This is a genomic window from Fodinibius halophilus (assembly GCF_011059105.1).
Taxonomy (GTDB): domain Bacteria; phylum Bacteroidota; class Rhodothermia; order Balneolales; family Balneolaceae; genus Fodinibius; species Fodinibius halophilus.
The window spans coordinates 155,623-170,349 of sequence record NZ_JAALLS010000002.1; the positions used below are offsets into that span (position 1 = coordinate 155,623).

14 protein-coding genes are annotated in these 14,727 nt (G+C 40.8%); 11 read left to right on the forward strand and 3 right to left on the reverse strand.

The window, feature by feature from the left end:
* Position 1 precedes the first annotated feature (1 nt).
* Positions 2–433 (reverse strand): M67 family metallopeptidase, encoded by a 432-nt coding sequence (locus G3569_RS02385; protein WP_165265709.1) that lies wholly within the window; start codon positions 431–433, stop codon positions 2–4.
* 9 nt (positions 434–442) lie between these two features.
* Complete coding sequence (locus G3569_RS02390; RefSeq protein WP_165265711.1) at positions 443–1,378, reverse strand: PLP-dependent cysteine synthase family protein; 936 nt, start codon at positions 1,376–1,378, stop codon at positions 443–445.
* Between the two features lie 665 nt (positions 1,379–2,043).
* Between G3569_RS02390 and G3569_RS02395 the strand changes: the two genes are divergently transcribed.
* The 7 genes from G3569_RS02395 (at position 2,044) to G3569_RS02425 (ending at position 8,672) form a co-directional block, all read left to right on the forward strand.
* Positions 2,044–2,886 carry a sulfurtransferase gene (locus tag G3569_RS02395; RefSeq protein WP_165265713.1) on the forward strand — a complete coding sequence of 281 codons (843 nt, stop codon included), beginning with the start codon at positions 2,044–2,046 and terminating at the stop codon, positions 2,884–2,886.
* A gap of 32 nt (positions 2,887–2,918) precedes the next feature.
* Entirely contained in the window at positions 2,919–4,604 is a 1,686-nt protein-coding gene (locus G3569_RS02400; protein ID WP_165265715.1) for an NADPH-dependent assimilatory sulfite reductase hemoprotein subunit, read from the forward strand.
* Positions 4,605–4,622: 18 nt separating this feature from the next.
* A complete protein-coding gene (gene cobA / locus G3569_RS02405; protein ID WP_165265716.1) occupies positions 4,623–5,435 on the forward strand; it encodes a uroporphyrinogen-III C-methyltransferase in 813 nt (270 codons plus the stop codon).
* Positions 5,436–5,438: 3 nt separating this feature from the next.
* A complete protein-coding gene (locus tag G3569_RS02410; protein WP_165265718.1) occupies positions 5,439–6,179 on the forward strand; it encodes a phosphoadenylyl-sulfate reductase in 741 nt (246 codons plus the stop codon).
* Positions 6,180–6,214: 35 nt separating this feature from the next.
* On the forward strand, positions 6,215–6,889 hold the full coding sequence (locus tag G3569_RS02415; RefSeq protein ID WP_165265720.1) for a precorrin-2 dehydrogenase/sirohydrochlorin ferrochelatase family protein: 675 nt from the start codon (positions 6,215–6,217) through the stop codon (positions 6,887–6,889).
* A 46-nt stretch (positions 6,890–6,935) separates the two neighbouring features.
* A complete protein-coding gene (gene fdxA / locus G3569_RS02420; protein WP_165265722.1) occupies positions 6,936–7,274 on the forward strand; it encodes a ferredoxin FdxA in 339 nt (112 codons plus the stop codon).
* A gap of 93 nt (positions 7,275–7,367) precedes the next feature.
* Entirely contained in the window at positions 7,368–8,672 is a 1,305-nt protein-coding gene (locus G3569_RS02425) for a hypothetical protein (RefSeq protein WP_205719992.1), read from the forward strand.
* A gap of 3 nt (positions 8,673–8,675) precedes the next feature.
* Here G3569_RS02425 and G3569_RS02430 read toward each other — a convergent pair whose 3' ends face one another.
* Entirely contained in the window at positions 8,676–9,710 is a 1,035-nt protein-coding gene (locus tag G3569_RS02430; protein WP_165265726.1) for a class I SAM-dependent methyltransferase, read from the reverse strand.
* 684 nt (positions 9,711–10,394) lie between these two features.
* On the opposite strand from G3569_RS02430, the gene G3569_RS02435 reads away from it, so the two are divergent.
* From G3569_RS02435 to G3569_RS02450, 4 genes are all read left to right on the forward strand, one after another.
* A complete protein-coding gene (locus G3569_RS02435) occupies positions 10,395–10,655 on the forward strand; it encodes a response regulator transcription factor (protein ID WP_165265728.1) in 261 nt (86 codons plus the stop codon).
* Positions 10,656–10,766: 111 nt separating this feature from the next.
* Positions 10,767–11,096 (forward strand): hypothetical protein, encoded by a 330-nt coding sequence (locus tag G3569_RS02440; RefSeq protein ID WP_165265729.1) that lies wholly within the window; start codon positions 10,767–10,769, stop codon positions 11,094–11,096.
* A gap of 113 nt (positions 11,097–11,209) precedes the next feature.
* Positions 11,210–11,974 (forward strand): GLPGLI family protein, encoded by a 765-nt coding sequence (locus G3569_RS02445; protein ID WP_165265731.1) that lies wholly within the window; start codon positions 11,210–11,212, stop codon positions 11,972–11,974.
* Positions 11,974–14,634 (forward strand): carboxypeptidase-like regulatory domain-containing protein, encoded by a 2,661-nt coding sequence (locus G3569_RS02450; protein ID WP_165265733.1) that lies wholly within the window; start codon positions 11,974–11,976, stop codon positions 14,632–14,634. The genes G3569_RS02445 and G3569_RS02450 overlap by 1 nt, the downstream gene beginning before the upstream one ends.
* Positions 14,635–14,727 lie beyond the last annotated feature (93 nt).

A 14,727-nucleotide genomic window follows, 5' to 3' on the forward strand; every position in this document is an offset into this window, starting at 1 on the left:
TTTAGGTTCTGTGTAGTTCTGTTTGTTCAATAGATTCTTCTTCAAACTGGCGGTCTTCATTAAGTCGCCATGATCGTGTTGTCGTAGCCTTTCCGTCTTGTACTGAAATTATGATGTATGAAAACCAGGGCATAGCTACTTTTCGGTCGTGTTCAGAAGGTTCTGCCGGATGGTCAGGGTGAGAATGATAAACGCCCAGCAGATCCAGGTCATGTTCTAGTGCAAACTTTTCGGCCTGTTGATAATCTCTGGGGCTGATCTGAAACCGACGTCGTTGATCTCCTTCTTTAGCATTCTTGACTTCTCGAACAGTGGTTACTGTTCGGATCTCATCGGCTTGTCCATAAAAGAAGCCACAACATTCATTTGGATAGTCGGCTTCGGCATGAGCATGCATCTTTTTTAGTGGTGATTCATTGAGTACTAACTTCATAACTAATATTTAGAATAATTGGTTAAAAACTTCTCCATATTTGTTTCCGTCATCGGGGAAAACAGTAACAATTGTGCCTTCATCTATTTGGTCAGCTAATTGCAAGGCTCCCAATAAGTTTGCTGCGGAAGACGGACTTAATAACAGTCCCTCTTTACGCGCTGTTTCTTTGATAATTTCATAAGAATCTTCAGTACTAACAGACCATGTAGCATCCGCCATGTTTTCATCATAGATGGCGGGAGTTTGGGCCGTTGGCAGGTGTTTCCAACCCTCGAGTCCATGCATAGCAATGTCAGGTTGGAGACCGATAAGAGAAATGTTTTCGTCAAATTCTTTAAGGCGCTTTCCGGTCCCGGTAAAAGTTCCGGTGGTTCCCAGACCGGCAATAAAGTGGGAGATTTCGTAATCGGTCTGCTCAAGAATCTCAATTCCGGTGGTATCGTAGTGCGCTTTCCAGTTGCTTTCGTTGCTATATTGGTCGGCATAGAAATATTTTTCGGGATGCTCTTCGTACATCTGCTGTGCTATTTTTTGGGCTTCATCGGTCCCTCCACCGCGCGGTGTTAAGCGAAGCTCAACCCCTAACGCATTCAGAATTTGTTTGCGTTCTTCCGAGGCATTTTCTGGTAAACACAGCGTTACCGGAATCCCCAGACGAGCCCCGATATGAGCATAGGCGATACCGGTATTGCCACTGCTGGCATCGAGCAATGATTTGTCGGAATTAAGCTTGCCGGATTGTATAGCATCACGGATAATACGGTAGGCCGGACGTGCTTTTACACTGCTCCCGAACTGTTGCCATTCCAGCTTGGCAAAGATATCAACATTGGAATGCTCGCCAACGTTTTTTATGGGATACAAAGGCGTATGGCCAACAAATGGGCGTAATTGAATAGCTTTGTTAAGCAACGAATCTGTAATGGTTTCTAGGGAGTTCATCTTCAGAGGGATAATTTTTATTGGGGAAAAATGATTGCAGAGCCAAGGTCAAGCTTGGTGACTAGAGGAGATTACCGATAAGAAAAAAGGGTGTTTAAAGCGGTCGGTAATTAGCTACAACAGCAGCAACAACAAAACATAGCACAGCAATGGTGCTTGGAGGTAGGGAGGAATATGTTTTGTGTGTTTTTCAAAATAAAAATAATCAGAATATGAATTGTCTTGCGTAAAGTTACGAAAACTTTTTGTTATTGCAATAACGACTTTTAAAAACTAATAGTTCATTGCCAAAAATCGGGTAAGCATTAATTTTTTTAAATATAGCTTGACATCAATCAAAACTGTGGCTATTCTTTACGCGTTGAAACGAAAGACAACTTTTTTCGAAATATTATGAATTTTTTGAATTACATCTATAAACCTTTTGCAAACATGCCTATGTGTATGTGTTGTATGTGCTGTATGTGTACCGCAGAAGGTAGGGGATGTAATTTTGTAACATAGTTTTGTACTAAATTACTTCAAAAAGCCCACTACCTGCTGCAGGTGGTGGGCTTTTCTATTTTAAGATAGAAAATATACCTCTCCTCCTGCATCAGGCCTGGGCTTATGAAACAAACGCAATCATAAACCCAACACACAAAAACAAACAAAGGTAACATATTATGCCTGATGTACTAACAAACGAACAAACACTTGTAACTTTAGACTGGGCCTCCGAACATCTCAATGATGAGGATGTCCGTTTTGTAGAAATAGACGTAGATACCCAATCGTATGATTCCGGGCACCTTCCGGGAGCTATAGGATGGAACTGGAAAACTCAGCTTCAGGACCAGCTGCGGCGTACTATTGCATCAAAAGAAGATTTCGAGCAACTGCTTCAAGAAGCAGGAATTGATGAGGATACAACCGTCGTAGTATATGGCGACAATAACAACTGGTTTGCGGCCTGGGCTTACTGGCTGCTCAAGTATTATGGCCATGAGAAAGCAAAAATTCTGGATGGCGGTCGTAAGAAATGGGTCGCAGAAGATCGTGAACTTACTACCGAGGTACCGGAGTATGAGACCACGGATTACACAATTGACAACGTAGAGAGTCAGTACCGTGCATTCCGTAACGACGTGAAAGAAAATCTGGAGTCTGACGATTTTGGGCTGGTTGATGTGCGATCTCCCGAAGAATTTAACGGCGAGATCATTGCACCTAAAGGCGTGAAAGAGCTTTCTCTGCGAGCAGGTCACATTCCTGGTGCGTCTAACATTCCATGGTCAACTGCTGTAAATGAAGATGGCACGTTCAAATCTAAAGAAGAGCTGAAAGAGATCTACGAACAAGAGGGAATAACCCCGGATAAAGACATTGTCGCTTACTGCCGAATAGGAGAGCGATCGGCCCACACGTGGTTTGTCCTTAACGAGTTGTTGGAATATCCCAACGTTAAGAACTACGACGGGTCATGGACTGAATGGGGTAATCTAATTGACGCTCCTATCGAACGATAACGGTAATTACTTGAATATCTGACCTAATCGTTATGGGTAGAAAAAGAAAGAAAAGAACAAAAAGTAAAATCGAAAAAATAAAAGAGAGCAGCGATTACTTGCGCGCGCCTCTTGCCAACGAAGTGGGGACTGACTCCTCCCACTTCGGCAAGGAGGCTATACAGGTGCTTAAATTTCATGGCACTTATCAGCAAGATGATCGTGATCTCAGAGAAGGACGTGATCGTCACTATATTTTTATGATTCGCGGGCGAATTCCGGCAGGCAAGATGACAGCCGATCAATATTTGGCAATTGATGATATTGCCGATGAATATGCTGATGGGACCTTGCGCGTTACTACGCGCCAGGCCTTTCAGCTTCATGGAGTCATAAAAAAAGAGCTAAAAGATACGCTACAGGCTATTAACGATTCGTTAATTACTACCTTGGGCGCTTGCGGTGATATCGTACGAAATGTAATGGCTACGCCGGCACCCGATATCGATGGTCGGCAGACACAAGTGCAATCCTTTGCGGATGAGCTTTCGGATATCTTATTACCTGCAACAAAAGCCTACCACGAAGTATGGCTCAATGGGGACAAGGTATATTCCGGTAAAGAAGAGGTGACCGACAGCGAACCGCTATATGGGCACAGCTATCTGCCGCGAAAGTTTAAGATAGGTATCACTCTGCCAAAAGATAACAGTATAGATGCCCACACCCAGGATATTGGATTGGTAGCACTCTTCGATGATCAAAATTTAATCGAAGGATTTAACGTAATCGTAGGCGGCGGCATGGGAATGAACCACCGCAAAGAAAATACGTTTCCGCGACTTGGCGACGATCTGGGCTACGTCCCCAAGGAGAAAATCGTAGAGGTCGTAAAAGGAATCATCAGTATTCAACGGGATCATGGCGATCGTAAAAATCGTAAACAAGCCCGGATGAAATACCTGATCCACAAGTGGGGACTCGAGAAGTTCGAAAAAGAACTTATCAAGCGAATTGGGTTTGAATTAGAACCCTTCCGAGAGTTGCCCGAATTTGACTTGGATCTGTACTTGGGATGGAATCAACAGTCAGACGGTAATTGGTTCTTGGGCGTATCCATAGAAAATGGACGTATCAAAGATGAGGGGGAGCTTCAACTGAAGACGGCCCTTCGAAAGATTGCCCAAGAGTACCAGACCGGTGTACGCCTGACGCCCAACCACAATGTACTGCTGACAGATATCGCTGAAGCAGATAAAGAAGCGATAACCCAGTTACTTCATGATCATGGTGTTTTACTGGATGATGAGATTTCAAATCTCATTAAATATTCTATGGCGTGCCCGGCACTGCCCACTTGTGGCTTGGCCATTACTGAGTCGGAGCGTGCACTACCGGATGTTATTCGTGATCTTGATGAAGTTGTGCACGATCTGGGCTTGGAAGATGAGAAGCTGTCGGTACGCATGACGGGTTGTCCCAATGGCTGCTCGCGTCCATATGTTGCTGATATCGGTTTCGTAGGGCGCTCGCTGGATAAGTATTCCATTTTCATTGGTGGTGATCCCAACGGTACGCGTTTAAATACCAAGTATAAAGATCTGGTAGAACGCAAAGACCTGGTCGATGAGGTGCAGCCACTCTTAGAGCACTACTCCGAAAACCGTTCACAAGGCGAATCGTTCAGTGACTTCTGGAACCGGGTTGGTTTATCAGAAGCAGAACAAGTCACAGTCTAACTCTCAGTACAATAAATTATGAGTATTCAATCATTTGCCTCCTACGGTAAAGTATATCTCGTAGGAGCCGGGCCCGGCGATCCCGATTTAATAACAGTAAAAGGATCCGAGGTGTTGAAGAAGGCCGATGTCATTGTATATGACCGGCTGGCCAATCCGGCATTATTGTCCAAAACACCGGAGCAATCCGAACATATTTATGTTGGGAAGCGTCCCGGCAAACCTTCAGTATCACAAGAACAGATCAATCAAATTCTGATCACCAAGGCAAAAGAGGGGAAAATTGTTGCCCGGCTTAAAGGGGGAGACTCCTTTGTGTTTGGCCGTGGGGGAGAGGAATGTGAGGCCCTTCGCGCCGAACATATTCCTTTAGAAGTGGTACCGGGCATAAGTAGTGCGCTGGCGGCCCCGGCTTTTGCAGGCATCCCCCTGACGCAACGTAAAATTGCGCGCTCCTTTACGGTTGTGACAGGACATACCATCCACAATACCGATACTTTTGCGGGATGGAATTACTATGTGCATGCTGATACACTGGTCATTCTCATGGGGATGGGCCGGCTGCCTCAAATAGCAAGACAGCTTATTGGGCACGGTCGAAGTGCTGATACCCCTGTGGCTGTAATAGAAAAAGCGACCTATCAGTCACAGAAAGTAATAACAGCAACACTAGGTACTATTGCTGATGAGGCGGAGGAGCTATCGCCACCGGGCACAATTGTAATAGGTGAGCTTGCAGCCAAAAGTAAACAGCTTGCCTGGTTTACACCAAACAGTGAAGTCGATTTCTCAGTATCAAATACTAATAGAAGGACTCAAGTTGTGGGATAAAGAATGGATTCAATAGAAAACGAGCTCGTACCTAATGAGGAGTTATCCGATGAATTACTTAGTGGCCTAAATACCCAGTTCGAGATGGCAGGGCCCGACGAGGTATTACTTTGGGGATATGACACATTCGGTGCAGGCATGGTTTTGGGTACAGGATTTGGTCCCTCCGGCATGTTCCTTATTTACCGATTATGGGAGCTGGGTATTGAGGTCCCCATATTTTATCTGGATACCCATCTGCTTTTTGATGAAACTTACGCACTGCGCGACCGGGTAGAAAAGCGGTTTAATATCCAGATAACAAGGGTTTCTACCGATTTATCGCTGGAAGAACAGGCAGATGAGTATGGGGAAAAGCTTTGGAAAACAGATCCTAATAAGTGCTGTCAGTTAAGAAAGGTATTACCGCTGCGTAATTACCTATCTGATAAAGAAGCATGGGTCACCGGTGTTCGTCGCAGCCAGTCCGAAACTCGCAAAAACACCCAGTATGTTGAGTGGGATCCGGAAAATGAGGTGGTCAAATTAAACCCACTTGCCAACTACACTGCCGAGCAGGTATGGAATTATATCCACAGTAAAAACTTGCCGTACAACCCGCTGCACGATGAAGGATATCCTAGTATAGGCTGTATACCCTGTACCGAAGCGGTAGGTCAAACGGTTAGTGATGAAAGGTCTGGCCGTTGGAATGGCAATGAAAAAACCGAGTGTGGAATTCATCTTTCAACGCAGCAAAAATAGAATTACGAATTATATAGTGAAGCAAAGATAGTACAATGGAAACGTTTCCAATTTATTTACGTCGTTTAGACAAACGAAAAACAGTATTAATAGGTGGCAATCATGAGGCCGAACATAAGGCCGAGCAATTACTGGATCGTAATGCAAAACTCACAGTAATTAGTCCACGATTGACAAAGAAGATGCTTTGGTGGGCCATACAGAATCGTTTTCAATGGTTCCGTCGAACATATGAACAGGGGGATCTCGAAGGTGCTTTTATGGCCATAGTTGCCGACTACGAAGGGGATACCAATAAGAAAGTATACCAGGAAGCGCGGGAAAGAAACATCTTAGTTAATGTGATGGATGATATTCCCCATGCCAATTTCGCTTTCGGCTCTATCGTAAAACAGGGACCACTGACAATCTCGATTTCTACAAGCGGAGCGGCTCCGGCACTGTCGGTACGGCTGCGCCAGCGATTCGAAGAGGAGTTTGGCCCGGAGTACGGAGCATTTCTCGAGTTTATGCAGAAACTCCGTGAGCCGATGTCCCGTCACCATGATAGCTTTGAAACCCGGCGAAAACTATGGTACGAACTTATTGACTCTGAAGTGCTAACCCATTTTCGAAATGGAGACCTTGAAAAAGCCTACGACAGAACAGCCGAAATTATTGGCGAAAAGCTCGTAGAAGAAGCACTTGATATCGAAAAAGTTGCTCAGTAACTGATCGTATTAACTAATAATAACATCTGAATAATCATTTTTTGAAATGGCATATGTAGTAACAGAACCATGCATAAATTGTAAGTATACGCATTGCGCTTCGGTTTGTCCGGTAGATGCATTCCGTGAAGGCCCCAACTTTTTAGTAATCGATCCCTTTGAATGTATCGATTGTGATGCTTGTGTGCCGGAATGCCCGGTAGAGGCGATCTACCCCGATGACGAGGTGCCCCTGGAATGGGAGCACTATATCGATATTAATGATCAGCTCTCGGAACAGTGGATAGACCATCATATAAATGAAACCTCGGAGCCATTAGCCGATGCCGATGAATGGGCCGAGAAAGAAGATAAAGAAGAGCTTTTGCAGGAGGAGTGGGGCTGACAGCTGTTATAGGCTTTAGCCCCCCATACTGGTGGGCGGTTGCGAGGCTGCCCCATCAGTATGTTTTTTAAAAACATAGTCACCTATATCAATATGGAAACAGTAACTAAAAACTACCGCAAAGCCCTATCTCAAATCATTCGCCGAAAGGCCGTAGGGCCGAAGGGCAGTCGAAGTCTGGAAAGAGAAGATCTGGATGTTATTATACCGGCCTTAGAATCAGATGATGTGCCGTTAACGACGAAAGCCGTGTTTATTACAGCTGTTATTATTCAACAAAAAAACCAGCTGGAAAAAGATCTATTAGAGGCATGGAAACATTGGAAAGATACTATTCCGGAAACGCTTTCTGCATTCTTTTTTAATAACCATAATTCAGGTTTTCCAAGGGTGCTGAAGAAGGTGTTAAATAGTCAAGATTTAAGTGCCAATGAGGCTTCTTCGGCAATTACCTATTTGTTGGATGATAAAATTCCGGACTATCAAAAAGGGGTGCTGCTTATAGGACAGCGTCTTAAGCGAGAAACATTTCTGGAGAATAAAACCTTTCTCCGAACATTCCGTGAGGCTATTGGTATTCAAGAGGTGGATGTGCCTTTGTTGGTTGATTTGGCCGACCCCTATGACGGTTATCAGCGCTATCCCATATATACGCCTTTTGTGGCAGCACTATTGGCGTCAATTGGATTCCCAACCTATTGCCATGGATTATCGGAAGTGGCCCCAAAACATGGAGATACTATTCATAAAGTTTTAGAACTGGCGGGTAAAAACCCCCATAAAAAAAGCGCCGCTGTAGCAAAAGATATAGAAAATGAATCCGTAGGATGGGGCTATATAGATCAGAGAGAATGCTTTCCGACTCTGCATAAGCAGCTGGGGCTTCGGGATAAAATCGTAAAACGAACGTTTTTGGCTACCCTGGAGAAGTTGTTGCAGCCGTTACGTACTTCAACCGGAGCTAATTATATGGTGGCGGGCTATGTGCATAGCCATTACCGGCAAGAGCTGGCCAATTTGTTGGAGCCTCAAAAGTCACTGGATAAGGTATTTGTGGTAAAGGGAATGGAAGGTTCTACCCAGATCGATTTTCGAAAAGATTCGAAGCCGGTGTTGGTACATGATGGAAATCGCGAGATACAGGAAATAAGGGCAGTAGACATCGCATATTCTCAGGACAATTGGGATCAACAGGATTCTTTGGCTGAGTATGTGCTCAAAACCGGGACGGCAGCTTTACAAGGGGATCATAATACGGCGCGGGAGATACTGGTCCACCAGGTGAGTCAACTGATTTCGGGTTTTGAACCTATCGAAGTTACTGGCGCCCGCCGGAAAGTGATAAATGCGATAGAATCGGGCCGGGCTTTGCAGCATTGGCAGAGCGGATGCTTATAAACGTTATTGCACCTTACAAATAAGTCCGTTGTGGGCCTTTATATAGCCGGCGCGGAGGATATCGAATCCATTTTCCCAAGCGTAGAGTCCCATCTGACGAACATCCATCAGCTCACGATAGCCGTAATTCATATAGTTACTCATCACGGTATAAAAAGCTTTACTTCGCAGCTGACTTCGCGGTGTGGTTAGGATGGCGTAGCCACCCGGCTTTAGGAATCGCCGGTGCATCTCAAAAGCTTCGTGTTTATATTCATCGGGGAAATGTTCGATAAGCCCGATGCTGACCACAATATCGAACTCTTTGCCGTATTTCAGCTTTCGGATATCCTCCACTACGAAGTCGATATTCATATCCTCGCGATAATAGACTTTGTGATTGCCCGTAGCTGGATTATTACCAAGGAAAGGGTAGCGGGCGGGGAATTTGCCAAAGCGCTCGGTCTTGCAGAATTCATCGTAGTCCACCAGTACGGCATGTCCGCCGGGATATTGGGCCATCAGCTGCATCGCCTCGTAGCCGTCGGCGGCTCCCAAGAATAGTACCTCCGGTTTTTCTACATCCAGACCCTCAAAGAGGGCGCGTTTTCCTCGGGGATCCCAGATGGCGTCTTCCACGCGATGTACTTTGTTCCAAACCAATAGCTGAATCAGCTCTTCAATAGCTTCGCCGGCTCCGTGGACATCCATCGAAAGTAGCGATTGCCATATTTTAGAACGTGTTTCTTGCTTTTCTTTGGGGACATTTTTTTGAAAAAGCTGGTGAAAAGAGCGATTAAAGTGTTCCCAGCCTTTTTTAACAGGTAGCCGTTCGCCGTGTTCTTGCTCCCAAAGTTTTTTGCCTTCCGCCCATTTGTCCACTTTGTAGGGGCGGTTAACATCATCCCAGGAAAGAGAACTCCAGTCGATATAGCTCACGTCTTCAAAGAGGTCGGGTGGGGTATTGCGGAGATCACGGACGTGGGTAGCTAGTTGTTCAAAATATCCAACTTGATGTTTTGTTTCTCTGGCTGGTTCTTGTTGCCTGACGGTTTCCATAATGTCGCCCTTTTTTATTGGTTATAGTAGCATTATAACTATCACTGGGCTTAAAGTCATTTACAATAACTTCAAATGAGGTAACCATCAATAATGGGTTTCAATTATTTGATGTAAAATGAACTCTTTAATTGAAGAAAATTCCAACTGTTGAAAAGAAGAGTAAAAGGGAGAGTTTAAGGAAGGGGTATTTTACACAATAATAGAATATATCGAGCAGCATGACGGATTTGTTATTATTCTTGATTACTCTGAAATAGTTGAAGTATTTAACTAATCTAGTTTAGAAAGAGGAGTTGGCATTCCAACTTATTTACAGTAGCTAGGAAAGATGAAGGGTAGGGCCTGCAGGGTATTAGAGAAATCTAATCATAAGTAGATATATGTCAAATACACTTACCGCTTTGCGGGGATAGGGCGTTATAAAAATATATTATGTAGTGTTTTTAGATGTTAAAAATGGGGTTCTGGCATTATAAAGGCAGGTTATGCTAACTAAATATAAACTATAGTAGATTAGTCCAGATGATAGTTTTGGAATATTAAATAAAAAGACTGTTTACAGCTTTATACCTTGTGGCCTGGTTTATGATAAAAAATTTGTAACAACTTTATTCTTTATTCCTCTTGTGGTCTAATAAATGTTGAACGCTAACCTGTTGTTTTAATATTTATCCAAGAAAAATGAGTGATAGTGCAAGGGAGTTAGAGAAAAGATTGGTTTACAAGGAATATCTTGATGCATTGAAAAAGCTAACACCTCGTGAAATTCAAATCCTTAAATATGTAGCATTAAATTTTACGAATGAAGAAATTGGCAAGGAGCTTTGTAGAAGTCCATATACGATAAAAAAGCACAGACAGAATATATGTAATAAACTTGCCTTGAAAGGAAAAGGGGCGTTATATGAATGGTGTGTAAATTATAGTATATATAATGAGTGAAGTTATAATATGCAATAACTATAATTATAGTTATTGCCATTGATTATTCTTGTGATTTAGTTGTAATTGCTGATAAAGGCATACATGTAAATCACAAAAAATAAATATATCATGAGACAACTAATATTAACTCTTTCGGTTTTCTTTTTATTTTCACTAGCCGGTAATGCGATGACAAGTACTTCTTCGTATGAGGCTTTCACATCTTCACAGGAGAGTAGTGTTAGTAACAAAGTTACTAATATAGTGAACTTTTCTGAAGCAGAGTGGAAAAATGGGATTACATCCATAACAATTGTATCAACAAAAACTGAGTGTACAGTTACAATTGAAGGGCAAATCGGATTTGCCGGGTCACATATAAATGTTTCAGTAAGTGCAACAGCTGGAACATGTGCAGATGCACGAGCTGAAGCATTTTCAGAGTTTGAAAAAGCCTGAAACAAATGGTAGAATAAGTTGCTGTAGTAGAGGGATAGACTAACTATCCCTCTATTTATTATTCAATAATATGAATTGTATCGAAACAAACTATTTACGTTGCTATACCTATTATGAATGTTAAAAAAATGTGTATCTGGATACTATCATCAATTATACTGAATGTCCTCATATTAGATTCAGGCAGTGGGCAACCTATTGATAGTAGAGGTATAACTGTAGAATATGATATTAAGTTATCAGATGTACAAACCACCGGAATGCTCTTTTTAAAAAATAACAGATCAGTTTTTGAATGGTTGAAGTTTGATTCTAATGAGGTATCATCAAAATTCAACAAAAAAAAGGGTAAGTTTAAGATCAATTCTCGTGATACAACCGGCAAGTTTGTTTGTAAAAAAGAGCATGGAAAGGAAATGTTCTCCAGAAATAGGACCCTTTCTAAATATTACTATATAAAGGAAAAGATCCCTTCTATACCCTGGGACCTTAAACAAGATGAAAAAGTAATTGGAGGATATGAGGCCCATAAAGCGGTTGGGGCATTTCGGGGAAGGAGTTATACTGTTTGGTACACGCCTGAAATACCAATCTCTAATGGCCCTTGGAAGTTAGGTGGGGTGCCGGGATTAATATTAGAAGCAAAAGATAATGTAGGGGAAGTTTCTTTTCAATTAAAGAAAATCAAAAAAAATATTCCAAGTGTTAAGTTCACAAAATGCTTTGCGAAAAAAGGCATTAGCTGGGAGGAGTTTAGAGAAAGGTTTAATGACTCTATTGATCGGTTTGCCAGATATATGGAATCTCGTATGAGTGGAGAAGCGAAAGTTAATATAAATGGGATATTTAATATTGAAAAATCCATTATTAAGGAGTAATGAAGCTTAAAAGAAGTATTTTATTCTTCTTTCAGGTAATGGCCATACTCGTTTTTTTCCCGCTTATGGTTCATGCTCAGTTTACGATTAAGGGATATGTCACCGATTCTGAAGGAGATGAATTAGGCGGGGCTACTGTAGTACTGAAAGACAGTATAAACAACATAATTGATTATGATATAACCACTTCAGGAAATTTTAAAATACAGGGAACAGACTATGATGGTACCAGTTTGTTAAACGTGCGATTTCTGGGGTATCAACCAATTGTTGATACACTTAAAATTCATGAAAACTTAGCTATAACAAAAAAATATGTGCTGCAGGACTCTTCCTATTCTTTAAACGAGGTGAAAGTTACTGAAGAGATAAGTTGGGAAGTATCTCAAAAAGGTGATACTACATCATATAATGTATCTGGTTTTATAGATGGTACCGAGCATGTAGTAGAAGATGTTTTGAAAAAACTACCCGGCTTTCAAGTAACAGATAAGGGGAATGTCTTATTTAAGGGTGAGAATATTAAGAAAATTTTGATTGAGGGGGGAGATTTGTTTGGTGAAAGCTACAAAATACCATCTAAAAATATAAAAGCAGGGACTATTGAAAATATAGAAGCAATCGAAAACTATTTAGATAATGAAAAACTGAAGGGTATTAAAGACTCTGATTTGACGATAGTTAATTTACAACTAAAGGATAAATCTTTATTCAACCCTTCTTTAAATAATTCATTAAAATATGGGTATTCTGATTATTATGATATTGAATCAGATTTCATCATGACGGGGAGAATATTGAAGAATTTCACTGTTGTAAATGGTAATTCTATTGGAGAGAAAGGGGTAATAACTAGCGGCCACAATATACCAACGGAAGGCATACTTCCTCAAAAAGTGGATGCAATTATTTTTGAAAGCCCAATAAGAAAAACCTCCATTTTTTCTGACATAGAAAAACGTAGGATGAATGACAATAGCGTTTGGTCTGGAAGTTTTAATAATCTGATTAAGTTAGATGATAAATCTAAGGCAAGAGTTAAATATTCTTTTTTGTCAGGGAAGAATAAATTTCATGAAAACACCCAAAAAAATTATTTGCTTAATCAGAATTCATTTAGTGTGAATGAAGAAAGGAAGTTAATTCAGAAGCCGTTTAAACACGTTGGTCAACTATATATTGACTATAATGTTTTTAAGAACGGTAAGATAAGGATGAACAATATATTTAATATTTCTTCTGGCAGCAGGATAAGGAGTATAAATTCAAATATATATACTTATACAGAAGATCTCAGTAATAATAATTTAGAATACAGTACTAATTTAGAATATACCCACAGGTTAACTTCAAAAAGTGCGTTAATAGCACGAGCTTCGTACTTATTTAGCAGTCATGACCAAAGTTTTGAGTTGAGAAACTCAGATTTAAGCAATTCGTTAACCCAAGAAAATGGAATAGGGCATGATTATATAAATATTTCCGGCAAGTATTTACTAAGCTTGGGATCCGATGAGTTTTCTATATCTGGCAAATACACAAATAGGAAAAGAGACTTTTCTTCAACTATTACCGAAGGGAAGTTAACTGATACTCTTTCAGTTGGAAACTACATCAATAATATTTCTAGTGTAGATGAAACCACCGCTATTAAGGGAGAATATGAATATAATATCAATTCTTGGAAATTTGATTTTAATCTCGGGTACGTTTCAAAAAGGTTTAACTCATTAGATGATAGGAATGATCTACGTAATAATATCCAGTACCTGGAACCTATTCTTTCTTTTAGAAAAAGATTTTTAGATTCTCAGGCCGAATGGGCATTTAACTATTCTTATAAAAAAGACTTTATCGATATTGGGGAGGTCTATCCGAATAATATTTTATTAGACTATAGGACTTTAGGAAAGGGATTGAATAAAGTCTCTATTGTAAGCAAACATACATTGTTAGGGATATTATCCTATTCCGATATTTTTGACAAGCTTATTACGGCAAGCCTATCCCTATTTCACTCTAGCCATGATAAAGCAATTGGCTCCATATCTATTTATGAACCAGCAATTAATAATATTTCTAAGGTTTATACGCCGGGTAATAAAAATACAAATATAGGGTTAAGCATTGACAAATATGTTGATGTTTTACGTGGTACTTTTGTTATCACCAGTAACTTTTCATGGTTCGAATATTATAATTACATAAATGATTTAGCTCTAAGACATAATCTTGCCAGTTCATCTAAATATTCACTCACATATAGAACGGATTGGGATACACCAGTAGATCTTGAAGTTGGTATTAACTATAGAATCTCTAAATATGCTTCAGACAAAACAAGTGACATAAACAGCTCAAGCATTTTCCCCTTGTTGGAAATTGTATATAAACCCACTTCGAAGTTTCTTATTTCCATTGATAGTAAATCCTATCAGTATTTTAGCAACAGTAGCAATAAGATTGATAGTATGATACTTATTGATAGTCTCCTTGAGTACAAATATTTAAAAAACAAGCTTTCTTTTTCGGTAAAAGGATCAAACTTATTAGGACAGAATAAGTTTAAACAGCAAATTAATGGGTATTATTATACCAGTGTAACTTCCCGAAAAGTCAGGTCCACTTCTATTTTGTTTGGAGTTGAGTTTAGCTTTTGAGGGATAGGGATGCATTCAACTATTAAGAGGAGAGTGTAAATATCCTCAAACAATACCGTGTTTATGGCAGTACCTCTAGAACCTAACTGGCAT

Bases quoted from the DNA above. Each gene is read 5' to 3' on its own strand.
- G3569_RS02385 (WP_165265709.1), bottom strand. From the start codon at position 433: ATGAAGTTAGTACTCAATGAATCACCACTAAAAAAGATGCATGCTCAT.
- G3569_RS02410 (WP_165265718.1), top strand. From the start codon at position 5,439: ATGGATTCAATAGAAAACGAGCTCGTACCTAATGAGGAGTTATCCGAT.
- G3569_RS02395 (WP_165265713.1), top strand. From the start codon at position 2,044: ATGCCTGATGTACTAACAAACGAACAAACACTTGTAACTTTAGACTGG.
- G3569_RS02430 (WP_165265726.1), bottom strand. From the start codon at position 9,710: ATGGAAACCGTCAGGCAACAAGAACCAGCCAGAGAAACAAAACATCAA.
- G3569_RS02440 (WP_165265729.1), top strand. From the start codon at position 10,767: ATGAGACAACTAATATTAACTCTTTCGGTTTTCTTTTTATTTTCACTA.
- G3569_RS02390 (WP_165265711.1), bottom strand. From the start codon at position 1,378: ATGAACTCCCTAGAAACCATTACAGATTCGTTGCTTAACAAAGCTATT.
- G3569_RS02415 (WP_165265720.1), top strand. From the start codon at position 6,215: ATGGAAACGTTTCCAATTTATTTACGTCGTTTAGACAAACGAAAAACA.
- cobA (WP_165265716.1), top strand. From the start codon at position 4,623: ATGAGTATTCAATCATTTGCCTCCTACGGTAAAGTATATCTCGTAGGA.
- G3569_RS02425 (WP_205719992.1), top strand. From the start codon at position 7,368: ATGGAAACAGTAACTAAAAACTACCGCAAAGCCCTATCTCAAATCATT.
- fdxA (WP_165265722.1), top strand. From the start codon at position 6,936: ATGGCATATGTAGTAACAGAACCATGCATAAATTGTAAGTATACGCAT.
- G3569_RS02450 (WP_165265733.1), top strand. From the start codon at position 11,974: ATGAAGCTTAAAAGAAGTATTTTATTCTTCTTTCAGGTAATGGCCATA.
- G3569_RS02400 (WP_165265715.1), top strand. From the start codon at position 2,919: ATGGGTAGAAAAAGAAAGAAAAGAACAAAAAGTAAAATCGAAAAAATA.
- G3569_RS02445 (WP_165265731.1), top strand. From the start codon at position 11,210: ATGAATGTTAAAAAAATGTGTATCTGGATACTATCATCAATTATACTG.
- G3569_RS02435 (WP_165265728.1), top strand. From the start codon at position 10,395: ATGAGTGATAGTGCAAGGGAGTTAGAGAAAAGATTGGTTTACAAGGAA.